Origin of the sequence: Paraburkholderia sediminicola, from assembly GCF_046027825.1 — a bacterium.
Classification (GTDB): Bacteria; Pseudomonadota; Gammaproteobacteria; order Burkholderiales; family Burkholderiaceae; genus Paraburkholderia; species Paraburkholderia sediminicola_D.
Genome location: NZ_JAQQDU010000102.1, coordinates 1 through 22010 on the forward strand (window position 1 = coordinate 1; position 22010 = coordinate 22010).

The following is a 22010-nucleotide window of genomic DNA, read 5'->3' on the forward strand; positions in this document are numbered from 1 at the left end:
CACAAGCGTTCCCATCAAAGTGAATCTGCAAACCTACGCCGGCCCGGAAGCCCGTTTCTGTCCAGCAGGCGTGTACGAGTTTGTGAAGGACGAGAACGACGACGACCGCCTTCTCATCAACGCGCAGAACTGCGTGCATTGCAAGACCTGCGATATCAAGGACCCGACGCAGAACATCGTCTGGGTGACGCCTGAGGGTGGCGGCGGTCCTAACTATCCGAATATGTGAGTAGGTTGCTCCGCGTGCGCAGCCGATCTGGACGACCCGAAGTATCGGGCGAATTGCCTCCTGAGGGAAATGGTGAGTGCCGGACGTCCTGGACGTCAAGACTTTGCACCAGGACTAGCTGTCCGGTTTCATACGGGTTACGATTCCAGGGCCGAACCGGCGTCGGCGCTGGTTAGCGCAAATTCCGCACATTCTGTTTGGCACTCGCAAATCAACGCAAGCTCTTCAGAAGGACAGCAATCATGCTCAAGCGTATGTTCAGCGCTTCCGCTTTCATCGTCACACTGGGCTTGCCGTTCGCAGCGCACGCCACCGAGGGTGCACTCGGCCGCCCGATCTCGGGCACCGGCGTACAAGCCGACGCTGGGATCGTTCCGCCTGAACCTGACTGGTTCGTGAACCTGGCCGAGATCTACTACGATGGCTCTATCGGCTCAAGTCGTTCGGTGCCGATCGGAGGGAAAACCACCTTGGGTCTCGATGGCAAGGTCTCCTTCACGCTGGCGACCCTGCTAAAGGTATGGGACACCGGGCCCGGTCCGTGGAATTTTGCGTCAAGCTTCACGCTTCCCTATGCATGGACAAGTGCGAGCGCCACGCTTGGCATCGGCAACCGTGCGGCCGGCCTGAATCAGGACGCGTCGGGCCTGTTCGATCTGACGTTCGCGCCGATCATCGCTGGCTATCATTTCTCCAAGACCGAGCACATTGCGTTCAGCCTCAACATCTGGGCGCCCACTGGCAAGTACGATCCGAACAGTATCGCCAACGTTAGCTTGAACAACTGGACGTTTATTCCTACCGTCGCGTACACGAAGCTCGTTCCATCCATTGGCATGGAATTCGATGCAACCGCAGGTGTCCAGTTCTATACCCGCAACTCCGCGACGGACTATCAGAACGCCTCGTTGTTTACGCTCGACTTGATGGCGCTCAAGCGCTTTGGCAATGGCGTCGGCGTGGGCCTGATCGTCGGTACGGTGCAGCAGATTGGCAATGATAGCGGCCCGACTGCCGATAAGCTCAATGGCTTTCGCGGCTACGACTGGGCGGTCGGCCCGATCGTGACCTACGATACCAAGATCGGTGGCAAGACCCCGCTCAGCATGACATTGCGCTGGGTTCCGACCGTCAGCAGCAAGAACCGGCTGTCGAGCACGTCGACCGTCATGGCGACGGCGACCGTCGCGTTTTGACGCGGCGCTGAGGCGCGGTGAAGGTCCGCCGCCCGTCAAGAGCTGGATTTGCAGGGCAAAACCGCAACCATGTGCCTGGCGCGGCAACAGCCTGACTGCCCTTGCGCGCAGCGTGACCTCTGAAGCGCCGCCAGCGGCTCCGCTGCTATTCCTCCCCGGAATCATAGCTATTGCCGCGCGGCCTCTACTGCCCGCGCACGCTTGCCGCCAACATAGCGTCACCCAACACCCTTTGAGGATGACGTCATGAGCAAGCTCTCAGCCAAACGAAAGTCGGACATTACGAACTGCAACACCGAGTGGTGCTCGCGCCGCTCACGAGAATGCGTACCGAGCCGGGCAACGTCCCCGGCGATCTCATGGTCGAGTACTACACACAACGCGCGACGGACGGTGGCCTGCTGATTACCGATGCAACGGCGGTATCCCAGCTCGGGATCGCTTACGTTGACGCGCCCGGGATCTACACCGAGGAACAAGTCAAGGGCTGGAAGCGCATGATCGATGCCGTTCACGCCAAGGGCGCCCGCATATTCCTGCAGATGTGGCACGCGGGCCGTCAGGCGCATCCGGCCAATACCGGGGGCGTCACGCCGGTTGCGCCGTCGGCGTTGCGTTCGCTCGAACACGCTGCGATTCGCGACGAAACTGGCCAGATCACCGAAGCGGAACTGATCCTTCCGCGCCCCCTCGAAACCGCCGAGATTCCCGCCATTGTCGAGCAGTTCCGGCGCGGCGCCGAGCTCGCGAAGCAGGCCGGATTCGACGGCGTCGAGCTCCACGCTGCGAACGGCTATCTGTTCGAGCAATTCCTGCTCGACGGGACGAACCATCGCGACGACGCGTATGGTGGGTCGATCGAAAACCGCGCGCGCTTCCTCTTCGATACCCTCGATGCGGTCGTTTCCGTGTGGGGGGCCGGCCGAGTGGCTGTCCGGCTTTCGCCAAGCGGCACTTACGGCACGATGTCCGATAGCAATCCGCACGCAACGTTCGGTCATGTGGCAGCGCGATTGAACGAGTATGACCTTGCCTACTTGCACGTGATTGAACCTCGCATTCGCGGCATCGTAGAAAAGGAAACGACCGACGCCGACGTTTCTTCGAAGGACATTCGCCGGATCTACACAGGTACGATCGTTGCCGCTGGCGGCTTCACGGCTGAGAGCGCCGAGAAGATCATTGTCGATGGTCACGCGGATCTCGTCGCCTTTGGCCGGATGTTCATCGCCAACCCGGATCTTCCGCAGCGTTTGCGCACCGGTGCGCCGCTCAATCGATACGATCGCTCAACGTTCTACGGTGGCGATGCGCCGGGCTATACCGACTACAAGTCGCTATCCGAAGAAGTCTCGGCCTGAATGAATGCGCAGGCAACGCAGTCGGGCTGCCCGCCGATCGCCCAGCAACGTGGTGGCTGGTGAAGTCGTCGGGCAGCGAGTGGAGCAGGCGTCCAGCGTTGGAATCTCGCGTTGGGCGTCGACTCGCCATTCCGGTTATCGGACAGTGAGGTCATGACACGTCTGAATCCACTCGTGCCCGAGCGTTCTGCTCTGGGCGTTCGTTTTCGTCCAGCCAGCGAACGATGTTTTTGACTGTATCGCCGTAGAAAGTCCGGTATAGCTCCTTCGACACATAGCCGATATGCGGCGTGGCGAGCACATTGGGCAGTTCGCACAACGGATGGGGATTCTCAAGGGGCTCGACGTCATAGACGTCCAGCGCCGCGCCGGCGATCCGATCCGTCCTGAGCGCGTCGAGCAGGGCGGTACCGTCGACGATGGGGCCGCGAGAGGTATTGATCAGGCGGCTCGTTGGTTTCATTTTCGCCAGCTCGGCGGCGCCAACGAGGTGATGCGTGCGCTCGCTGAGGCGCACGTGAATGGAGACGAAATCGGAGCTCGAGAACAATTCATCTTTCGTCACGTACTGGACGCCATCTTCCGCGGCGGCCGCGGGCGTCAGGTTCTGGCTCCAGGCGACTACGTTCATGCCGAATGCCCGGCCGATTGTGCCTACCGCCGATCCGACACGGCCAAGCCCGAGCAGGCCAAGTGTCTTGCCTGCGAGTTCGTCGCCCACCGAGCGTTGCCATCCGCCGTTGCGCAGCGACTGATTTTCTCCCGGAATGTTTCTGGCCATGGAGAGAATAAGCGCCCATGTGAACTCGATCGTCGGCGTGGAGGAATAGCCCGTATGGAGCACGGCGATCCCCATGGCGGCGGCAGCGTCCTCGTCGATGGCGGCGTTGGCGAGTCCGGTGGACGCAATGACCTTGAGATCAGGCAGTTTCTCGAGGATCGCACGAGGCAAGGGCGTGCGCTCGCGCATCACGCATACGATGTCGAATGGCTTCAGCCGCTCGATCAGGGCGTCGGGCTCGGCGATGTGGTCATTGAAGACAGTGATGCTTGCGCGGCCGTTCAGCGGTGACCAATCCGCAAGAGTCAGCGCGACATTCTGATAGTCGTCGAGGATCGCGATCCTGACGAGAGAATTGGCGTTCATGCTGGAAACTCCTGTTTCATCTACATGAGGACACGAGGTCCGAAAAAGGGCGGGGCAACCGCCAACGAATGCCCTTGATACTTTGTGCTTTCTCCGCGAGATGCGGTAGAGAGGGCGTGGTCATATCGTTCATTCCCGTTGGGAATGAACGCAGCGCGGCATTGCCTCCAGGAATGAATCATATGCCGCGCCCGGTACTACTCCGCTGACCTCCTCCTCGCTAGCATGTTCTGCATTGACTCACGGCCGCATTCCAACGGCAGAGGCCTGGAACGGCTAGCACTATCGGAGGAACGATGAAGATCAGAGCAATGAATATGGGCTTTGGCGCGCACGTTGAGGAAGCCGATCTGACCGCGTTGACGCAAGACGATGTGGACGGGTTGCGTACGGCGCTTCTCGAACATGGCTTGCTGGTCATCCGGAATCAGAAGCTTTCACCTGCTGGGCAGGTCAGGATGTCGGAGGTCTTTGGGCCGCTCGAGACGTTTCCGTCGGGCGATGGACAGTTGGCCGAATACCCGCAGATCTTTCGCGTGGCTAGCCGCCCCGCCGAAGGTCATACGAACGTTGGCCGCTACTGGCATTCCGACGGGTCGTTTCGTGCAGACGCCACGCCTATCTCGATCTGGTATCTGGTCGCGCAACCGGACAATGGCGGCGAGACGCTTTTTGCCGATCTGCGGGAGGCATACACGGCGTTGCCGGATGAGAGGAAGCCCGCAATTGACGGTCTCATTACGCTGCATCGAAACGGGATAAAACATCCGCTCGTTATGCGGCATCCTGCGACACGCGAGCCGTCGCTCTACTTCAACGTTGGGCTTACCGGCGGCGTCGTGGGTTACACGCCCGAACAGTTCATGGCGTTGCGGACCGATCTGAACGAACACCTCTCCCGCGCAGGTGCCGCTTATGTCCATCGCTGGCGCGAAGGCGATGTCGTCATTGCCGACAACCTCCGGGTCGCCCACCGTGCTACGCCGATCTCGGTGGATCAGCATCGCGTTCTGGATCGAACGACGATACGGGCGGATGACGTGTATTGGGGCAAGGCTCAGCACTGAGCGACCTTGACCCGTGGGCGTCCCCGCCCACGCCAGCGATTTTCTGGGGGAAAGTACCAATGGAATGCTCGTTGAAGAACCTGTTTTTGAGCGTCGAGACATTCATGAGGCACACGGGGCCCAGCAACTTCGCCGAGGCAGCCTGGCGGGATTCAATTCGGTGAGACGTTGGCCGGCGCTCGCGAAATCAATTTGGCGTTGTTCGATTGGAGCGGGTGCGTAGTGTGCGTCTGCACCGCCTCCGTTTTTGGAAACGGAAGCGTAGTGCTCGCCAGAAGCTGGCGTCCCGTCGGAATGAGTTGAGTCCCGATAACTATCCCCAGCAATCCCACGAGCGCAACCATGGGCGGTGCCGGCGAGCGAACCCGAATCAGGCTGTATATCGCCCCGGCGAGAATGCCACCAAGGAGAGAGAGAATGTAAGGCTTCATCTGTAGAAAATTCCTCGGACTCGCGTATCAGCGTGCTCGATGATTTTGACATTGCGCTAAAGGCCCGCACCGGAATGATTATTCCGGAGACGAGCCTCGCATCTCAGCTGCTGAGCATGCGTTGTTACGTCAGGTCTTCGCCGGGACTGGAGCGAGAGACTCGTGCTTTGTCTCGGTACGCTGGGGGGCGTTATGAACCCTCGTGTAGGCGTAGTCGACGCCCATTCCGTATGCGCCCGAATGCTCCTTCACGATTTCCATCACGGCGTCATACGTTTCTTTGCGCGCCCAGTCGCGCTGCCACTCGAGCAGGACCTGTTGCCACGTGACAGGGACGGCGCCGGCCTGGACCATTCGCTGCATTGCGAAGTCGTGCGCGTCTTTCGACGTGCCGCCGGATGCATCGGCGACCATATAGATTTCGTAGCCGCCTTCAAGCATCGCGCAGAGCGCGAACGTCGTGTTACAGACCTCCGTCCACAGGCCGGACACGACGACCTTGTTCCGGCCGTTCTTCTTGAGCGCGTCGCGGACTTTCTGGTCGTCCCACGAGTTCATCGAGGTTCGCTCTAGAGTGGGCTGGTCCGGGAACACGTCGAGCAACTCTGGGTACGTGAAGCCGGAGAAGCTTTCGCTTTCGACCGTCGTTATAGTAGTCGGGATATTGAAAGCCTTCGCCGCCTTTGCCAGTCCGACGACGTTGTTCTTCAGTACTTGCCGGTCGATTGACTGGACGCCAAAAGCCATCTGAGGCTGCTGGTCGATGAAGATGACCTGGCTGTTGGTGGGAGTAAGTACCTGCAGTTTCTCTTGGCTCATGATGTCCTCTCTTCGTATGAGGTTTCAACAAAACGTCGCGCCAGACTTGAGCGTCAGGCAAGCCCTCGCATTGTCTAAACACTCCAGGAACTACGTGTTTCTTGCTGGAAAAACAGGACATGAGCAATGGCATCTCGTGGTCCAAAATTAGCATAGTTCACATTGCCCGGATGTGAAGTTGTCGATAGCGATACCAGGGGTTTTTTGTATCGGGTCGATGCTAACAAGACGCTTTTCTTTGGAGATTGAAAGTCCTAAGCTGCTAGGGTACCGAAAGAGTTACGGTCCGCAGGTCGCCGGGTTCTGCTTATATTTTCGGTCGGTGTGTGTACTTCTCGGAGCATTCCATACGTCGTCCGAGCGGGCGTCCTTTAACGCCCGGTAATCAGTCGTCGCATCAGTGCGGGTGCTTTTTTTTCGGCTTGGCCATTGTCGTCGCGAGTGGCTGCTTGCGGCGTACCAGAGGAGGGTTGGTCGATGAAAGCTTATGTGCTTTCGCTGCTGGCTGGAATCCTGGTAGGCGTGGTCTATAGCTTGATTGGCGTCACGTCACCGGCCCCTCCTATCGTCGCCCTGGTAGGCCTTTTAGGCATACTTGCGGGCGAGCAAATTTTCCCGGTTGCAAAAAAGATGCTATCCGGAGCCAACTTTCGTGTGGCCTGGAGGGAGGAGCATTGCAATCAACACCTGTTTGGGTCTTTGCCCGGCCGAAACTCCGGAAGCCCTCGGCCCATGGCGGGAGTATCGTCTGAGGAGAAGCGTTCATGACGTCTCAGCAAGATGCGCCGGACCTGATTCTTTTTAATGGCCGGTTCACGACACTAGATAAATCGAAGCCAACTGCCACTGCGGTTGCTATCAAGGACGGCAAATTCATTGCCGTTGGTAGCGAAAGCGAGGTAAGTCAGCTCAAGTCCGATAGCACCCGCACAGTCGACCTGAAGGGACGCTCAGCGCTTCCGGGGCTAATCGACAACCATCTTCACATCATCCGTGGCGGCCTGAATTTCAACATGGAGCTTCGGTGGGATGGTGTGCGCTCATTGGCGACTGCGATGGACATGCTGAAGGCGCAGGTTGCTATCACGCCGCCCCCTCAATGGGTACGTGTCGTCGGGGGATTCACGGAGCACCAGTTCGACGAACGTCGCTTGCCGACCATCGAGGAGCTGAACGCTGCAGCACCGGACACACCGGTTTTCATGCTGCACCTCTACGACCGCGCGCTACTGAACGCTGCGGCGCTACGAGTGGTCGGCTACACGAAAGAGACGCCTGAGCCTCCCGGCGGCGAGATTGTGCGCGATAGCGCGGGCAATCCGACCGGGTTGCTCCTGGCGAAGCCCAACGCGGCCATCCTCTATGCGACGTTGGCGAAGGGGCCCAAGCTTCCTCCCGAATATCAGCTGAACTCGACGCGGCACTTCATGCGCGAGTTGAATAGATTGGGCGTCACCGGAGCCATTGATGCTGGCGGTGGTTTCCAGAACTTCCCGGAGGACTACGAGGTCATCCAGAAGCTTGAGGCTGAGGGACTGCTGACCATCAGGCTGGCCTACAACCTGTTCACGCAAAAGCCCAAGGGTGAGAAGGAGGACTTCCTCAACTGGACGAAGACCTCGAAGTATAAGGACGGGAGCGACTACTTCCGGCACAACGGCGCGGGCGAGATGCTCGCGTTCTCTGCGGCCGACTTCGAGGACTTCAGGGTGGCGCGCCCGGACATGCCTCCGGAAATGGAGGGCGACCTCGAAGGGGTCATCCGCGTGCTCGTGGAGAATCGCTGGCCGTGGCGCATGCATGCGACGTACGACGAGACCATCAGTCGTGCGCTCGATGTGTTCGAAAAGGTGAACCGCGATACACCCCTTGCCGGGCTGAACTGGTTCTTCGACCACGCGGAGACGATTACAGAGAAGTCGATGGACCGCATCGCTGCTCTCGGTGGGGGCATTGCGGTCCAGCATCGAATGGCGTACCAGGGCGAGTATTTCATCGAACGATACGGTGAGAAGGCAGCTGAGGGAACGCCGCCTGTTGCGCGAATGCTCGAGAAAGGGATTCATACGTCAGCGGGGACCGATGCAACGCGTGTGGCGTCCTACAACCCGTGGGTCTCCCTCTCCTGGCTGGTGACCGGCAAGACGGTCGGCGGCATGCGCATTTATCCCCAGCGCAACTGTCTGGACCGTGAGACGGCCCTGCGCATGTGGACCGAGAAGGTCACCTGGTTCTCGAATGAAGTCGGCAAGAAAGGGCAGATTGCAGTGGGTCAGCTCGCGGACCTTATCGTCCCTGACCGCGACTTCTTTGCCTGCGCCGAGGACGACATCGCTGGCGCTTCGTCTTTGCTCACGGTGGTAGGCGGCAAGGTGGTATGTGCGACGGGCGAATTCACCGCGCTGGACGACAGTCCGCCGCCTCCCGCGATGCCTGACTGGTCACCGGTACGAAAGTATGGCGGGTTTGCAGCGTGGAAGCAGGGCGACGCGTCCGGTGCTCCTCTGCAACAGGTTGCGTCCGCAGTGTGTGACTGCGCGCGCGCTTGTGGCATACACGGACACGACCATGGACGCGCCTGGCTCAGCAACGCGCCAACATCGGACTACAAGGGCTTTTGGGGAGCGCTGGGATGCGCGTGCTGGGCGGTCTAGAGCGGGGACCCGTGATGGACAGTCCATCCTGGGTTGCGATGCTACTGCGCCAACCGTGGGTAATGCCACTGGTTCGCATCTGTCTCGTGTCAGCCTACTTCATTGGCGGGGTCACGAAGTTGTTGCATTTCGATGCTGCGGTCGCTGAGCAGGTGCACGTCGGCCTCCAACCGGGGTGGCTCTGGGCTGCCCTGGCAATTCTCGTGGAGATAGCCGGCTCCCTGTGCGTTATCTTCAACAGGTTCACGTGGCTCGGAGCGGGAGGGCTGGCTGCGTTGACGGTGGTGGCGATGCTGGTGGCGAACAACTTCTGGCGTCTGGAAGGCGTGGCGCGCTTCATGGCGTTGAACAGCTTCTTCGAGCATCTCGGGCTGATTGCCGCCTTCGTAATGGTCACCTATCTGGCCAGCGGTGAGCGACGCTCTCGCGTCTAAAAAAACAGGACAGGAAACTCACTATCATGCGTAACCTTCAATCTCTCGGTGTCGCCGTTGCCCTCGCTTTCGGCCTCGTTGCGACTGCCCCGTCGATTTCTTTCGCAAAGGCAAACCTCGGGACGCCCCAGTCGGCGTCCTTCTCTGTTGGGGCGCAATACGACACCACTCACGTGTATGTGGCACCCGAGGACTTCGACAAGTTCACGGACAGCTTCGTTGCCACGTTCGGCGGCCACAAATCGCAGCAGGGCGTCTTTCAGGTGACGCCTACGCCTAGCCAGACGATGTCTCAACTGGTCTTCACGCCGGTAGGCACTATTTCGGTGTTCGGTTTCAAGACGCCGATTCCGTATCCTTTTGGTGACGAGCGTACCGGCTACCTCGTCACGGACATGGACGGTGCGATGAAGTCAGCGAAGGCCCACGGTGCCGATGTCGTGGTCGATACGTTTCCAGATCCGATTGGGCGCGATGCAGTCATCTCGTGGCCGGGCGGCGTGCACATGCAGCTCTACTGGCACACGCAGGCTCCGAACTACGGGCCGCTCGAGACCGTTCCCGAGAACAGGGTGTACGTCTCGCCCGGACGCGCTAACGCACTCATCAAGAACTGGGTCGCGTTCTCGAACGGGAAGGTTCTCTCCGATAACCGCCGCGCGCCGGGCGTTGAAATCGGGCGGCCGAACGATACCTTCCGGCTCGTTCGGCTGACGTCGGGCTTCGGTAACATGACCGTCTTCGTGACCGACGGCCATCTGCCATACCCATACGGGCACGAGATGACCGGGTATGAAGTGAAGGATTTCGATGACACCATGAAAAAGGCGCAGGCCGCTGGTGTTTCGGTTCTCGTGCAGCCTTTCACGTCGGACCAGAGAGAATCTGCCATCGTCCAGTTCCCCGGAGGATACATCGCGGAAATTCACGCGACCGCGAGGTAGTGGAGCGTCACGACCAAGATAGAGCGCCGGTATTTGAGAGGCCAATGCCCGCTAACGCTTCTCCACTGGGTGCGCAATGAATGACGACAATTTGCTCTCGGCGACCGCTGGTTATGTCGACACGCTCAGCTTTTTCTCGCTGTTCGGGCTGTTCACAGCACATGTGACGGGGAACTTCGTGCTCATTGGTGGTGGCGTCGCAGGATATGGGCAGGGCGTCTTCCTGAAGCTGATGGCGTTTCCTGCCTTCATCCTTGGCGTTGCGTTGAGCAGCTTCATCATCCGGGGCCGTAATCCCGAGACTCCGATGCGCGGCGCGTGCATGCTCTACGTCGTGCAGGCGCTTCTGCTTCTGGCGTTTTGTTTTGCCGGTGTCAATCTCGGACCCAGGTTCAGCCCGGAAAGTTGGGCAGTGGTCGTGTGTGGGATGTTTGGCGCGACTGCAATGGGTGTCCAGAACGCCCACAGCCGTCTTGTTGCCCGGGCTGGTGTGCCGAATACCGTCATGACCGGTAATGTGACGCAGGTCATTCTCGACGCGCTTGACCTGTGTTCGCCGCACGTTGCGGCTGACACCAGGGCGGCTGCACGAACGCGAATCGCCAAAATGCTTCCAGCAATCGCAGCGTTCGGGCTCGGCGCCGTCGCCGGTGCTCTGGCTTACAGACACTTTGGCTTCTGGGCACTACTGTTACCGGTAATCGGGCTCGCTGGGCTGGCAATGCGCGCGTGGATGCGCCGGGACGCGGTAGGTAACCTTGCCTCTTGATACTTCTCCTGCGAGCGCACTCGCTGCTCGTGCCTCAGGGAGGGGGCATCGACGATGCCTTGATGGCATCCGAAGAGTGCGTGGGGTGTTGGGTGACGCAGCACTTCACTCCATAGAGGCAGGAAGAACAATGTTGACACGGCGGGAGGCCCGGTGGGATGAAACTCGCGGCATGTATCGGGATTGCCGTTGCTGGGCTTGCGCTCGGGTTCTGCGAAGACACACGGGCGGAGAATGAGGGGCAACCCTCTCAGCAGACTGGCACGTGTGACGCCAAGCGGCCGGTCGTGATGTTCAATCGCTGGCAAGAAGATTGGTCGGTTCTCAAGAATCCCTGTATACCGCGCGAGCCACTCGACAGTCTGAAATATATCCCGCTCGGCGGTGACCCCTATTCGTATCTGTCGCTGGGTGCCAATCTGCGCGAGCGCCTCGAGATCAACGATGCGCCTCTATTCGGCATCGGCTCGGGACATTCGGATACCTACGTGATCCAGCGCGCGCAGGTCAGTGCCGATGCGCGTATTGGCCCGTACCTTCAGTTCTTTGTGCAACTCGAAGATGCCAGGCCGTTCGGCAAGGATATGGTGACCCCTGTTGACAAGAATCCGCTCGATCTGGAACAGGCATTTGTTGCGTGGGTCAGTCCGCTTGGGCCCGGAACGGTGAAATTCCGCGTCGGCCGCCAGGAAATGGCATTCGACCTTCAACGGTTCATTTCCGTTCGCGACGGTCCGAACGTACGCCAGGCGTACGACGCTATCTGGGCCGATTACGAGTACCAGAAATGGCGCTTCATCGGCTACCTTACTCAACCTGTTCAGTACAGCGACGTCACGGCATTCGACGACACGTCGAATAGCCATTTGACCTTTAGCGGTGTGCGTTTCGAACGGCAAGGCGTTGGGCCCGGAGACCTGTCTGGATATTATTCGCTTTACACCCGTGACGGTGCACGGTTCCTTGATGTGCAAGGCGATGAGCATCGCAACGTGTTTGACCTGCGATATACGGGGAAAATCGCTGCCACAGATTGGGACGTGGAGTCGATGTACCAAACGGGCCACGTCGGCGACAAGACGATTGCTGCGTGGGCGGTTGGCTCGCTGTTCGGCTACACGCTCGATTCTCCCTGGAAGCCGCGGTTCGGTGTGCAGATAGACGCGGCATCCGGTGACCGCCATTTGAACGACGGCCGCGTCGAGACCTTCAATCCGCTTTTCCCGAACGGCTATTACTTCACGTTGGCGGGCTACACGGGGTATGCAAACCTTATCCATGTGAAGCCCTCGATTACGCTCGCGCCGTCTAGCAAGCTAGCCCTGCTGTTTGCAGCCGGATTCCAATGGCGGATGAGCACGAACGACGCCATTTATCAGCAGGGAAGTGCTGTCGTCCCGGGTACGGCTGGCCACGGCACGCGATGGACTGGCGTCTATGCACAGATACGTGCCGACTGGACAGTGGCGGCCAACCTGATTGCCTCCGTTGAGGCCGTTCATTTCCAGGTCGGAAACTCTATCCGCGAGCTGGGTGGAAGCAACTCAGACTATGTTGGACTGGAGCTGAAGTATGGCTGGTAGCGTCGCGCGGGCGAGGCCCGGGCGTCGTATCTTGCGGAAGAAACGAGCTCTACGATGCATGTCCGAGCAGCGCTCGTGCTCTAAGAATTGCCTATGGATAATGTCCAGTTTTTCCACTACCTGCTAATGCTGATGGCGGGCGCGTGCGTACTGACCTGGCTCGCGGACCGAGTGGCATTTCCTCCCGCGCTCGCGCTCTTGGTCGGCGGGTGTTGTGCGGCCCTGATTGGCGGGCATTCGCCCGAAATCGACCCCAGTCTTGTGCTTGCAGCGGTCCTTCCGCCGCTCCTGATGTCGAGTGCGTTCTATACCGCATGGGATGACTTCCACAGGGAAGTCGGCGCAATAGTTTCGCTGGCGCTGGGGGCTGTGCTGTTTACGACCGTCGTCGTTGCAGCTGTTGTGCACGAGGTCAATCCGTCTCTGCCGTGGAGCGCGTGCTTTGCTTTGGGCGCCATCGTGTCTCCGCCTGATGCAGTCGCGGCGAAAGCCATACTCCAGCGTACTCCGCTGCCAGGCAGGTTGGTCGCGACGCTTGAGGGAGAAAGCCTCGTCAACGATGCGTCCGGTCTGTTGCTGTACCAGATTGCCATTCTGTGCGCGTCCACGGCTAATATCACGCTGGTTAGGGGCGGCAATCTCTTTATTTCGCTGACTGCCATCGGGATTGCAGTCGGGGCGCTCAGTGGCACTCTGATGACATGGTTGATAGCCAGAATAGAAGACGTCGCTATCGGTATCACCGTGACGTTCATCATGGCGTGGGCGAGCTACGCCCTCGCTGAGGAAATGGGCGGCTCTGGCGTGCTCTCGGTTGTGACGTGCGGACTGATATTGGGGATTTGCCAGCATCGGATTTTCGGCGCCAGCATGCGACTGAAGGCGAAGGCCACGTGGGAAGCTGTAGAGTTCATTCTCAACTCTCTGGTGTTCATCCTTATCGGGCTTGCGCTGCGAGGCATCATGGTCCGCATGCAGCAGCAAGATTCGTTGCTGGTCGACGGACTGAAGGTGGCCATACCGACCATCGTCGCTACGTTCGTTTCGAGACTGGTATGGGTTGGCGCCACGATGTACGTTCCGGGGCAACTGCTCAGGAAGACCAACCTTGTTCGGGCCTGGTCACTTCGGGAGGCTACGATTCTCTCTTGGGCAGGTATGCGAGGAGTAGTCACCCTCGTGGCCGCACTCGCGTTGCCCAATGGCTTTCTTGCGCGAGACCTTATTATCTTCAGCGCCTTCGCTCTCATAATTTCCACTCTGGTCATTCAGGGCGGGACGCTCTCGCTTTTGATTCGCCTCATTCGAATTCGTCCGGTAGGGCGTCAGACGATGTCTGAACTGGAGGCGAGGTCGAAAACATTCAATGCGGCGTTGCAGGAGCTATCAACGAGAAAGGCAGGCAGCGAGAACGTCGATGATATGGCGCTCCGGCGGCTCCTCGACGAATACAAGGTTCGAGTGAGCAATAACGAACGAGCCCATCATGAAGGAGCCGAGCAGGCCGATGTCAGAGCGCGACAACTACGCTTGGAACTCGACATGGTGAGCGTTTCACGTCGGGAGCTTTTGCAGCTCAAGGATGCAGGTCGCATTGACGATGCAGTCCTGCATCGGATAGAAGCCGAACTTGATTTCGAAGAGATGAGGCTCTTGCGCCTGCTTGAGCCTTAGGGCTGTCGGTGTCTTCCGACCGCGTCTTGACAGGTGTGCGTCGGGTGACGGAGAGCGACAGTTCCAAAACAAACTTGTCTTTGGTTCTTTTAAGGGGCGATCATGGAGAGCAAGGTAATGACGGACGAGCAGCGTCGAACAATAGCTTTGGAGTATCTGCGGCGCCTCGATTCCCGGAGTACTTTTTTCGAGCTGTTCGATGACCACGCCCAGGTATATTTTCCGAAGTGGGGACTTGCGACAGGGCGCAGTGAGTACGAGCGGCTTTTTTCGGACCTCAGCAAGATGATTGCGGAGTTTAGACACGACCACGCCTATCTGAACGTCATCCAGCAGGGGGATGTTGTTGTCATCGAAGGAACGAGTTCAGGCGTGACTTCAAATGGCGTCCGCTGGAGTGCAGGTCAAACGTTGGCCGGAAGATGGTGTGATGTCTTTGAAATACGTGATTTCAAGATTCAGCGTTGTTTTATCTATCTCGACCCCGACTACGAGGATGCGGATACTGCTCGGTACCCATGGCGTACGCAGTGAATTCTCCTATCGCCGTTGACCGCCGTGCGTCGGCGTGGCTGGCATCGGTGAAGGAAAAGTCGAAGTTTTCGATTGATGGTGGAGCGGCGGTTGCGGATTCTGCCGCTGCGAGCAAGCCGAAAGCCGCAGAGAAGAAGCCCGCGACAAGGACGGCGGTAGCGAAGAAGGCACCGGCGAAGAAATTGGTTGGCGCCGAAAAGGTGCGCGCGACGACGAATATCGCGGCCGCGCCGGAAGCTGCCGCTGCTTAAGCGACCGTGTAAGCGAGCAGTCAGAGTTCGCTTCTCGTTGCGTCGGCACGCGCGATTGGTGTGGCTTACCTCGCGCGGTCCGCAATGCGTCCAGACGGGCGGCGCATTTTGCGTGCGGACCACCGCGCTTATAGGCCTAGTGGTGCAAACAGAAATCGGCTGAGTGCGAGCAGCGGGGCCAGCATGCCGGCGACCGCGACCCAAGTCCAGCCGCCGTGCTGGTACAGCGTGCTCGCGATGGCGGAGCCGACGGCACCGCCGACGAAGACGCTCGTCATGTAGATCGAGTTCAGACGGTTGCGGCTGTTCGGATCGAGCAAGTAGATTTCGCGCTGGCCCAGGACCATGGTCATCTGCACCGCGAAGTCGAGCAGCAGGCCGGTGCCGGCGAGCCCGAACACGCCGAGGCCTGGAATCAGCATGACCGGCAGGTAGCTGATCGCCGCCAGCGCGAGCGCGAACGCCGTGGCGCGATGCGTGTGGCCGGCGTCAGCGAGGCGTCCGGCGATGGGTGCGGACGTCGCGCCCATCGCGCCGACCAGCGAGAACACGGCAACCGACATCTGCGACAGATGGTAGTGGTTCATTAGCTCGATCGGCGCCGCGGTCCAGAACAGACTGAATGAGCCGAACATCAATCCCTCATACAGCGAGCGCTGGCGTAGCACCGGCAGTGTCGCGACGAGACGCCCGAGCGAACGGATCAGTTGCGGATAGCTCGACGAATGGGTGGGGCGCCGGCCCGGTAGCGTTAGTGCCAGCAGCACCGTGACGAGCGTCATCACGACCGCGCCGAAGCCGAACACCGCGCGCCATCCGAACTCCCCGGCGATGAAGCTCGAGATCGGACGCGCGAGCAGAATGCCGATCACCAGCCCGCTCATGATCGTGCCGACCACGCGACCACGCGACCACGCGACCACGCGACCACGCGACCACGCGACCACGCGACCACGCGACCACGCGGCCGCGCGGCCCCGCGTCTCGGGCGCCGCGAAATGCGCGGCGAGCGGAATCAGCAACTGCACTGCAACCGACGTGAAGCCGATCAACAGCGAGAGCCCGAGAAAGACAAGCGGCTCGTCCAGCGTCGCGGCGGCAGCGAGACTCGCAGTCGATAGCACGGCGCTGGTGATCATCAGTTGCTTGTTTTCGACCAGGTCGCCGAGCGGCACGAGGAAGAACAGCCCCGCGGCGTAGCCGATCTGCGTGAGCGAGACGATCAGGCTCGCGGTGCCTTCGGACATGTGCAGGTCGGGCGCAATCAGCGAAATGATGGGTTGCGCGTAGTACAGGTTCGCGGCGATCGCGCCGCAACTAAAGGCAAACAGCAGGATCAGGCTGCGCGCCATCGTTGGCGCGGTGCCGGCGCGGGCAGGGGAAGCGAGGTTCGTGTTCATGGGCTCTGTCTCGTATCGGGTTGACTGGCGATGTGTGGCGAGAGCCTGCCGCTACTAGCGATGACGACGGGCTCTCAATCAAGTGCGGGGGACGGAGAAATTTTCGATGCCTTTGCGGCAGTGCGGAAGACAGGCTTGGGCAATAGATTTCATTCCCAGGCGGAATATCGACGTGTTCGCCGAAGGGCGCATCAAACGTCTTATGCCTGCCAGGAATGGATGTTATGTGTCTCGAAGGTCTTCTGTCAGCGTGACGCCGCGCGCACTATCTGTTCACCACGGATCCCCCGTTTGGAGAAGATCATGAGCACGTTCCCTTCGTACACGATTGATACCGCACCGGCCGCTTCGAAACCCGCGCTCGAAGACGCACAAAAGGCCTTTGGCTTTGTGCCGAATCTCCAGTCTCACATGGCCGAATCGCCCGAGCTCCTCGCCGGCTACTCCGCCCTCTGGGACCTCTTTGCCAGGAGTACGCTTACTCCGCACGAGCAGCAGGTCGTCTACCTGACCTCGAACTTCGAAAACAATTGCCATTACTGTATGGCCGGCCATTCGGCACTCGCCCGAATGATCAAGATGGATCCGGCTGTCATCGCCGCGCTGCGCAATGGAGAGCCTCTGCCTGATCCGAAGCTTGAAGCCCTGCATCGCTTCACGACAATTGTCGTACGCGAACGCGGCTTTGCTTCTGATGCGGATGTCGAGACATTTCTCGCCGCCGGCTTCACGCGCCAGAACGTGCTTGAAGTGATCCTCGGCGTTGCCACGAAGGTCATGAGCAACTATACGAACCACGTCGTCCATACGCAGTACGACCCGTTCATGAAGGGCAACGAGTGGGCGAAGCCGGTAAAGGCCACCGCCTGACCCTTGCTCTCGATGCATCGATATTTTCTGGAGGTCTCCTAACATGACCAATACAACTGCAAGAAAGCCTGATGAGCGTGCTATCCCTTATCAGCTGCCTCAACCCCCTGACATGTCACCCGACATCGTGCATTCGGGAGTTCTCGACAAATGGCTGGAGGAGGACAATCTTTGGGTGCCGATGACGCCGACTGTTTCGTTCAAGCCGCTGCTTCTCAGCGCCAGCCAGGGCTACTACGTCAATCTACTTAGAGTGCGCCAGTCCGGTGTGCTTTCGCGTCACCGCCATACCGGCCCTGTCCACGCGATCGTTCTGAGAGGCAGATGGTATTACCTCGAGCACGACTGGGTTGCAGAGCAGGGTGGCTACGCACACGAGCCGGCAGGCGAGACGCACACTTTGTACGTGCCTGAGGACGTCACAGAGATGATCACGTGGTTTCACGTCACGGGCGGGTACACCTACGTCGATCCCGAAGGCACAGCAGTGGGATACGAAGATGTGTTCACGAAAATCGAAGCGGCTCGCAAGCATTACGAAGCGATCGGCCTCGGCGCCGACTACGTGAAGCAGTTCATTCGCTAAGCGTATTCGTTACGTGCGAATTGTCGGATGCCGCGAGCGCACGAACGAAGATGTGCCCTATGCGCGGCGGCGGCCGGGCGACTCGATCGCCCGGCACCACAGGCTGCAACGGAGGAGTTTAATCATGGAACGACGAACCGTTGACGTGGCTGGCGTACCGGTCAGCTACCTGAGCGCCGGTGACCCGGCAGGATCCATCTTGTTGTTGCTGCACGGCACCTATTGGAGCCGGGTATGGCAGCCGGTGCTAGACGACCTGGCGGCCGCGGGATTACGGCTCATCGCGGTGGATTTCCCCGGCTCCGGCCGCTCGGGTGGCGAGCTGACCATTGCGGATGCCTCGATTCCCGCTTTGGCGGATTGGCTGCCGCGCTTCGTGGATGCGCTCGGTATCGTGGGCTCGGTGGGCGTGGCGGGGCACGACATTGGCGGGGGCATTGCGCAACAGGTGCTGGTCGACGGGAAGATAGAGGTCAGCAAACTCGCACTCGTCAATGCGGTGATGTTCGATTCGTGGCCGGTGCCTGGCGTTGCCCGGTTCCGCGATCCGGTGGTGGCCGCTGCGACAACGACGGCGGATGTCCTTGCAGCCCGTCGCAAGTCCGTCCTCACGGCACTGGCGAGGCCTGCAACGGAAAGCGAGGTGACCGAGTATCTCGAACCCTGGACGGACCCGCGCGTTGCACGGTCGTGGCTCGCGTTAGCAGGTGCGGCGGACAATCGTTACACGATGGAGTTGTTGCCGCGGCTTCGTGCGTCGCAGACGCCAAAGCTGCTCGTCTGGGGCGAAGACGACAGCTTCCAGCTCGTCGAGCACGCGGAGCGCTTCGCCAAAGAGATCCCGAACACGCAGCTTGTCCGGATTCCCAAGGCGGGCCACATCCCCATGGAGAACGACGCTGTCGCAGTGGCTCGTGCGTTGGCTGGGTTCTTCATCTGACGCAGAGCAGCAGGCACGAGCGGTTGCCGCTCGATGGTCCTTTCCCAGCTCGCGGATGGGGCTCATTCAATTCTGTACGTTCGTACGTAGGAGAACATCATGAAAACTATTTCGGATAACTATTTCACTGCTTACCGCAACCTGAAGTTGACACGGGATGAGGACGGTGTGCTGGTTGTGCAATTCCATACCGATGGAGGTCCGCTCACTTTCACGGCCCAGGCCCACACGGAGGTTGTCGATGCGTTCTACCGGATTTCGCAGGATCGTGCGAACAAGATCGTCATCCTCACGGGTGCAGGCGGGGACTTTATGACCGGGGTCGACTGGGCGTCTTTCAAGGACGTTTCCGATCCTGACGTTTGGAGCCAGATCCATGACGAAGGCGTTCAGGTCCTGGAAAATATCGCCAATATACGCGTGCCAGTCATCGCAGCCATCGAGGGGCGTGCCCATATTCACTCGGAGTATGTCCTGCTGGCCAACGTCATTGTGGCCGCAGAGGGCGCAACCTTTCAGGACATGGGCCACTATGCTGCCGGTGTCGTGCCTGGCGACGGCATCTTTACCACCTGGAGCTATCGCGCGGGAGCGGGACGGGCGGAAGCTTTTCTGCTCAACGCGGAGACGATCACGGCGGCTGTCGCACGCGAGTGGGGCGTGGTTGCTGAGGTCGTGCCAGACGGCCACGCGCTTGGCCGTGCACAGGAATTGGCGAGGCAGTATCTGAAGGCGCCCGAAGTGGCGCGCCGCAACACGCGCGTACACTTTATTTGGCCCTTGAAGCAGCGCATCGTGCAGGAAGTTGGCTACGGGTTGTCGCTCGAAGGCGCATCCGCAGCCGCCCTTGTGAAAGCAACGCAGGCGAGGAGTTGATCGCTGCGAGCGACTCCTCTAGATTTGCGGAAATCCGGGAAAGCGAGTGTGGTGTCGGGCGTCGCGCGTGGCGTACATGCTCCGGCCCGCACCAAGTAGTATTCCGCTCGATTCCCGGAATTTCCTTAATCCCTTGATGCAGCAATGCTTCTCGCCAGCACGCTGCTCTTGAAACGCAGCACCATTTTGCAACCCGGCGCGTTGTCGCGAATTTCCACGTCAGCGTCGTGCACCCGTGCGATGGCCGCAACGAGACTCAGGCCGAGACCATGCCCGGCCGGCGCCTGCGCCTGCTGACTCGGGCTGCGATAGAACGGACGCAACACGGCCTCGCGTTCACCCGCTTCGATACCCGGTCCGGAATCCGCCACATAGAGGATAGGGTCGCCTGCCTCGATGCCCGCTTCGAGCGTAATCACGCCGCCGCTGGGGGTGAATTTCAGCGCATTATCCAGCAGGTTTTCAATTGCGCCAAAGAGCAGGTCCACGTCGCCGTGCACCTGGACGGGTTCTGGCGCATGCACCGACACCGACAGGCCGCGGTCATCCGCAACCGGTTCATAAAGATCGACGACGTCGCGCAGCACCGTGTCGAGCGAGACATCGCCAAAGCTCGCGCGTCGGCCGTTGGCTTCGATTTCCGCGATTCTAAGCAGTGCCGTGAAGCGGTTCAGGACGACGTCCGATTGCAGGATCGCTGCATCGACCGCGCTCTCATAGTCCGCCACGTTGTTCGAGCGGCGCCGCGCACGTTCGAGTCCCGCGCGCAGATGGGTCATCGGTGTGCGCAAATCGTGGGCGATGCCCGCGCAGACGCCACGGACTTCGGCAACCAGCCGCTCGATCTCGTCGAGCATCGTATTGACGATTTCGGCGAGACGGTCCAGATCGTGATGCGTGCCGCGAGTCGGCAAACGCCGGCTCAGTTGACCCGCCATGATCTCGCGCCCGGTCAGGTTGATGGCCCGGATACGGCGATTGGACATCGCGTTGAGCGCCGCGCCGCATCCCACGGCGAGGATGATCGTGAGCGTCAGGCCAACACACAGCATTTTCACCAGCGTGTGATCGAAATAGCGGATCTCATCGGTCGAGTGACCGACGACGATGCGCACGCCGCTGATGGCGGGCACGATGATGCCGCGGAAATGTCCGATCACCGTACGGTGATCGTCGTCCACAGGCTGCGTGTAATTGAACGGCTTGGCGTTGCGGGCCCGTGGCAGGACGCGGATGTTACCCGCGAGCCACGTGCCGTCGGCATCGAATACACCGTAGGGACGGCTGCTCGCCACGTCGCGCCGGCTCAACGCGTCGATGTTCGCGATTGCCTCGGCGCGGCCGATTGAATGGAACTCGGCCACTTCGCCGACCAGGCGCTCATCGACCTCGTGCACCAGGTACCTGTCGGTCGCCCAGTAAAGCATCGCGAACAGGACGATGGCCGAGCTGATAAACACCGTCAGCAGCCAGCCGACGCTGCTCAGGTGCATGCGCGTGCGTCGCTTACTCGCCGGCATGGAGGATATAGCCGACATTGCGCACCGTATGGATCATGACCGAGAGCCGTCCGTTCAGACTGATCTTGCGGCGTAGCTGGCCGATATGCATGTCGATCACGTTGGTTTGCGCGTTGAAATGGTAGTTCCACACCGACTCGAAGAGCATCGCCCGCGTGACCGGCTGTCCGGCGTGCCGCATCATGTATTCCAGCAACTGGTACTCGCGCGGTTTGAGCTCGATTGTCTCGCCGGCGCGTTCGACCAGGTGCGTGCTCATATCGAGGATGAGGTCGCCGACGCTCAGTGCCGACGCTTCCTTGGGCGACGAGCGGCGGCGCAGCAGCGCATTCAGACGCGCGGTCAGTTCGAGGCTGTCGAACGGCTTGGTCAGGTAGTCGTCGCCGCCGGCGCGCAAACCTCTCACGCGTTCATCCACCGCCGACAGGGCGCTCAGGATCAGCACGGGCGTTTCTTTGCCGACGTTGCGCAAGGTGGACAAGATCGACAGGCCGTCGATGTCGGGCAGCATGCGGTCGAGTACGACCGCGTCGAAATCGCTGTCTAGTGCGCGCAGCAGGCCGGTGTGCCCGCTCGACACACCGTCGACCGCGAAGCCATAGTCTTCGAGTGCGGCAGCGATCTCGAGCCGTACGTGTTCGTCGTCTTCGACGACCAGGATGCGAGGTCTGCGCCCCGCGGGGTAGGCGACCGATGCTTCACTTTCCAAGAGGACGTTTTTCCGT

The 22010-nt window shown here is 60.1% G+C and carries 22 protein-coding genes and 1 pseudogene; 17 read left to right on the plus strand and 6 right to left on the minus strand.

Going from position 1 to position 22010, the window contains the following annotated elements; translation table 11 throughout:
• From PQQ96_RS35055 to PQQ96_RS35065, 3 genes and pseudogenes are all read left to right on the plus strand, one after another.
• On the plus strand, positions 1–229 hold a 229-nt coding region (locus PQQ96_RS35055), incomplete at its 5' end, for a 4Fe-4S dicluster domain-containing protein (protein WP_408301006.1).
• A gap of 242 nt (positions 230–471) precedes the next feature.
• Positions 472–1425: a SphA family protein gene (locus tag PQQ96_RS35060; protein ID WP_408301007.1), complete on the plus strand. Its 954-nt coding sequence runs from the start codon at positions 472–474 to the stop codon at positions 1423–1425.
• Positions 1426–1685: 260 nt separating this feature from the next.
• Positions 1686–2786: pseudogene (locus tag PQQ96_RS35065) on the plus strand (alkene reductase); the annotation flags it as partial.
• Positions 2787–2937: 151 nt separating this feature from the next.
• Here PQQ96_RS35065 and PQQ96_RS35070 read toward each other — a convergent pair.
• Entirely contained in the window at positions 2938–3933 is a 996-nt protein-coding gene (locus PQQ96_RS35070; protein ID WP_408301009.1) for a D-2-hydroxyacid dehydrogenase family protein, read from the minus strand.
• Between the two features lie 296 nt (positions 3934–4229).
• Here PQQ96_RS35070 and PQQ96_RS35075 point away from each other — a divergent pair, with 296 nt between their 5' ends.
• The gene (locus PQQ96_RS35075) at positions 4230–5000 is read left to right on the plus strand and encodes a TauD/TfdA dioxygenase family protein (RefSeq protein WP_408301011.1); all 771 of its coding nucleotides are present in this window, start codon (positions 4230–4232) and stop codon (positions 4998–5000) included.
• Positions 5001–5152: 152 nt separating this feature from the next.
• Here PQQ96_RS35075 and PQQ96_RS35080 read toward each other — a convergent pair whose 3' ends face one another.
• The gene (locus PQQ96_RS35080) at positions 5153–5431 is read right to left on the minus strand and encodes a DUF1427 family protein (RefSeq protein ID WP_408301013.1); all 279 of its coding nucleotides are present in this window, start codon (positions 5429–5431) and stop codon (positions 5153–5155) included.
• A 129-nt stretch (positions 5432–5560) separates the two neighbouring features.
• The gene (locus PQQ96_RS35085) at positions 5561–6250 is read right to left on the minus strand and encodes a hydrolase (protein ID WP_408301015.1); all 690 of its coding nucleotides are present in this window, start codon (positions 6248–6250) and stop codon (positions 5561–5563) included.
• A gap of 477 nt (positions 6251–6727) precedes the next feature.
• On the opposite strand from PQQ96_RS35085, the gene PQQ96_RS35090 reads away from it, so the two are divergent.
• From PQQ96_RS35090 to PQQ96_RS35130, 9 genes are all read left to right on the plus strand, one after another.
• Entirely contained in the window at positions 6728–7018 is a 291-nt protein-coding gene (locus PQQ96_RS35090; protein WP_121109330.1) for a XapX domain-containing protein, read from the plus strand.
• On the plus strand, positions 7015–8904 hold the full coding sequence (locus tag PQQ96_RS35095; RefSeq protein WP_408301017.1) for an amidohydrolase: 1890 nt from the start codon (positions 7015–7017) through the stop codon (positions 8902–8904). Before PQQ96_RS35090 ends, PQQ96_RS35095 begins: the two co-directional genes overlap by 4 nt.
• 14 nt (positions 8905–8918) lie before the next feature.
• Positions 8919–9338, plus strand: coding sequence for a DoxX family protein (locus PQQ96_RS35100; protein WP_408301019.1), 420 nt, complete (start codon positions 8919–8921; stop codon positions 9336–9338).
• A 26-nt stretch (positions 9339–9364) separates the two neighbouring features.
• The gene (locus tag PQQ96_RS35105) at positions 9365–10282 is read left to right on the plus strand and encodes a glyoxalase (protein WP_408301020.1); all 918 of its coding nucleotides are present in this window, start codon (positions 9365–9367) and stop codon (positions 10280–10282) included.
• Between the two features lie 76 nt (positions 10283–10358).
• Positions 10359–11051 carry a YoaK family protein gene (locus PQQ96_RS35110; protein WP_408301022.1) on the plus strand — a complete coding sequence of 231 codons (693 nt, stop codon included), beginning with the start codon at positions 10359–10361 and terminating at the stop codon, positions 11049–11051.
• Positions 11052–11209: 158 nt separating this feature from the next.
• On the plus strand, positions 11210–12634 hold the full coding sequence (locus tag PQQ96_RS35115) for an alginate export family protein (protein WP_408301024.1): 1425 nt from the start codon (positions 11210–11212) through the stop codon (positions 12632–12634).
• A gap of 93 nt (positions 12635–12727) precedes the next feature.
• A complete protein-coding gene (locus PQQ96_RS35120) occupies positions 12728–14308 on the plus strand; it encodes a cation:proton antiporter (protein WP_408301026.1) in 1581 nt (526 codons plus the stop codon).
• 102 nt (positions 14309–14410) lie between these two features.
• Complete coding sequence (locus tag PQQ96_RS35125; RefSeq protein ID WP_408301027.1) at positions 14411–14842, plus strand: nuclear transport factor 2 family protein; 432 nt, start codon at positions 14411–14413, stop codon at positions 14840–14842.
• Between the two features lie 47 nt (positions 14843–14889).
• Entirely contained in the window at positions 14890–15093 is a 204-nt protein-coding gene (locus tag PQQ96_RS35130; protein WP_408301029.1) for a hypothetical protein, read from the plus strand.
• 128 nt (positions 15094–15221) lie between these two features.
• On the opposite strand, the gene PQQ96_RS35135 is transcribed toward PQQ96_RS35130, so the two are convergent.
• Positions 15222–16493 carry an MFS transporter gene (locus tag PQQ96_RS35135; RefSeq protein WP_408301031.1) on the minus strand — a complete coding sequence of 424 codons (1272 nt, stop codon included), beginning with the start codon at positions 16491–16493 and terminating at the stop codon, positions 15222–15224.
• Between the two features lie 303 nt (positions 16494–16796).
• On the opposite strand from PQQ96_RS35135, the gene PQQ96_RS35140 reads away from it, so the two are divergent.
• The 4 genes from PQQ96_RS35140 to PQQ96_RS35155 all read left to right on the plus strand — a co-directional run bounded on the left by PQQ96_RS35140 (position 16797) and on the right by PQQ96_RS35155 (position 19765).
• Positions 16797–17363 (plus strand): carboxymuconolactone decarboxylase family protein, encoded by a 567-nt coding sequence (locus PQQ96_RS35140; RefSeq protein ID WP_408301032.1) that lies wholly within the window; start codon positions 16797–16799, stop codon positions 17361–17363.
• 43 nt (positions 17364–17406) lie between these two features.
• Positions 17407–17949 carry a 2,4'-dihydroxyacetophenone dioxygenase family protein gene (locus tag PQQ96_RS35145; RefSeq protein ID WP_408301034.1) on the plus strand — a complete coding sequence of 181 codons (543 nt, stop codon included), beginning with the start codon at positions 17407–17409 and terminating at the stop codon, positions 17947–17949.
• A 124-nt stretch (positions 17950–18073) separates the two neighbouring features.
• Positions 18074–18889 (plus strand): alpha/beta fold hydrolase, encoded by an 816-nt coding sequence (locus PQQ96_RS35150; RefSeq protein WP_408301035.1) that lies wholly within the window; start codon positions 18074–18076, stop codon positions 18887–18889.
• Positions 18890–18988: 99 nt separating this feature from the next.
• Positions 18989–19765 (plus strand): enoyl-CoA hydratase/isomerase family protein, encoded by a 777-nt coding sequence (locus PQQ96_RS35155; RefSeq protein ID WP_408301037.1) that lies wholly within the window; start codon positions 18989–18991, stop codon positions 19763–19765.
• A gap of 125 nt (positions 19766–19890) precedes the next feature.
• On the opposite strand, the gene PQQ96_RS35160 is transcribed toward PQQ96_RS35155, so the two are convergent.
• Both PQQ96_RS35160 and PQQ96_RS35165 read right to left on the minus strand, forming a co-directional pair.
• A complete protein-coding gene (locus PQQ96_RS35160) occupies positions 19891–21258 on the minus strand; it encodes a sensor histidine kinase (RefSeq protein WP_408301039.1) in 1368 nt (455 codons plus the stop codon).
• 13 nt (positions 21259–21271) lie between these two features.
• A complete protein-coding gene (locus tag PQQ96_RS35165) occupies positions 21272–21994 on the minus strand; it encodes a response regulator transcription factor (protein WP_120302163.1) in 723 nt (240 codons plus the stop codon).
• Between the last annotated feature and the right edge of the window lie 16 nt (positions 21995–22010).

What these genes read in the sequence shown, in the direction of transcription:
- PQQ96_RS35150 (WP_408301035.1), top strand. Translation starts at nt 18,074, where the DNA reads ATGGAACGACGAACCGTTGACGTGGCTGGCGTACCGGTCAGCTACCTG.
- PQQ96_RS35155 (WP_408301037.1), top strand. Translation starts at nt 18,989, where the DNA reads ATGAAAACTATTTCGGATAACTATTTCACTGCTTACCGCAACCTGAAG.
- PQQ96_RS35060 (WP_408301007.1), top strand. Translation starts at nt 472, where the DNA reads ATGCTCAAGCGTATGTTCAGCGCTTCCGCTTTCATCGTCACACTGGGC.
- PQQ96_RS35075 (WP_408301011.1), top strand. Translation starts at nt 4,230, where the DNA reads ATGAAGATCAGAGCAATGAATATGGGCTTTGGCGCGCACGTTGAGGAA.
- PQQ96_RS35080 (WP_408301013.1), bottom strand. Translation starts at nt 5,431, where the DNA reads ATGAAGCCTTACATTCTCTCTCTCCTTGGTGGCATTCTCGCCGGGGCG.
- PQQ96_RS35115 (WP_408301024.1), top strand. Translation starts at nt 11,210, where the DNA reads ATGAAACTCGCGGCATGTATCGGGATTGCCGTTGCTGGGCTTGCGCTC.
- PQQ96_RS35160 (WP_408301039.1), bottom strand. Translation starts at nt 21,258, where the DNA reads ATGCACCTGAGCAGCGTCGGCTGGCTGCTGACGGTGTTTATCAGCTCG.
- PQQ96_RS35140 (WP_408301032.1), top strand. Translation starts at nt 16,797, where the DNA reads ATGAGCACGTTCCCTTCGTACACGATTGATACCGCACCGGCCGCTTCG.
- PQQ96_RS35090 (WP_121109330.1), top strand. Translation starts at nt 6,728, where the DNA reads ATGAAAGCTTATGTGCTTTCGCTGCTGGCTGGAATCCTGGTAGGCGTG.
- PQQ96_RS35135 (WP_408301031.1), bottom strand. Translation starts at nt 16,493, where the DNA reads ATGAACACGAACCTCGCTTCCCCTGCCCGCGCCGGCACCGCGCCAACG.
- PQQ96_RS35100 (WP_408301019.1), top strand. Translation starts at nt 8,919, where the DNA reads ATGGACAGTCCATCCTGGGTTGCGATGCTACTGCGCCAACCGTGGGTA.
- PQQ96_RS35110 (WP_408301022.1), top strand. Translation starts at nt 10,359, where the DNA reads ATGAATGACGACAATTTGCTCTCGGCGACCGCTGGTTATGTCGACACG.
- PQQ96_RS35085 (WP_408301015.1), bottom strand. Translation starts at nt 6,250, where the DNA reads ATGAGCCAAGAGAAACTGCAGGTACTTACTCCCACCAACAGCCAGGTC.
- PQQ96_RS35070 (WP_408301009.1), bottom strand. Translation starts at nt 3,933, where the DNA reads ATGAACGCCAATTCTCTCGTCAGGATCGCGATCCTCGACGACTATCAG.
- PQQ96_RS35145 (WP_408301034.1), top strand. Translation starts at nt 17,407, where the DNA reads ATGACCAATACAACTGCAAGAAAGCCTGATGAGCGTGCTATCCCTTAT.
- PQQ96_RS35125 (WP_408301027.1), top strand. Translation starts at nt 14,411, where the DNA reads ATGGAGAGCAAGGTAATGACGGACGAGCAGCGTCGAACAATAGCTTTG.
- PQQ96_RS35105 (WP_408301020.1), top strand. Translation starts at nt 9,365, where the DNA reads ATGCGTAACCTTCAATCTCTCGGTGTCGCCGTTGCCCTCGCTTTCGGC.
- PQQ96_RS35095 (WP_408301017.1), top strand. Translation starts at nt 7,015, where the DNA reads ATGACGTCTCAGCAAGATGCGCCGGACCTGATTCTTTTTAATGGCCGG.
- PQQ96_RS35120 (WP_408301026.1), top strand. Translation starts at nt 12,728, where the DNA reads ATGGATAATGTCCAGTTTTTCCACTACCTGCTAATGCTGATGGCGGGC.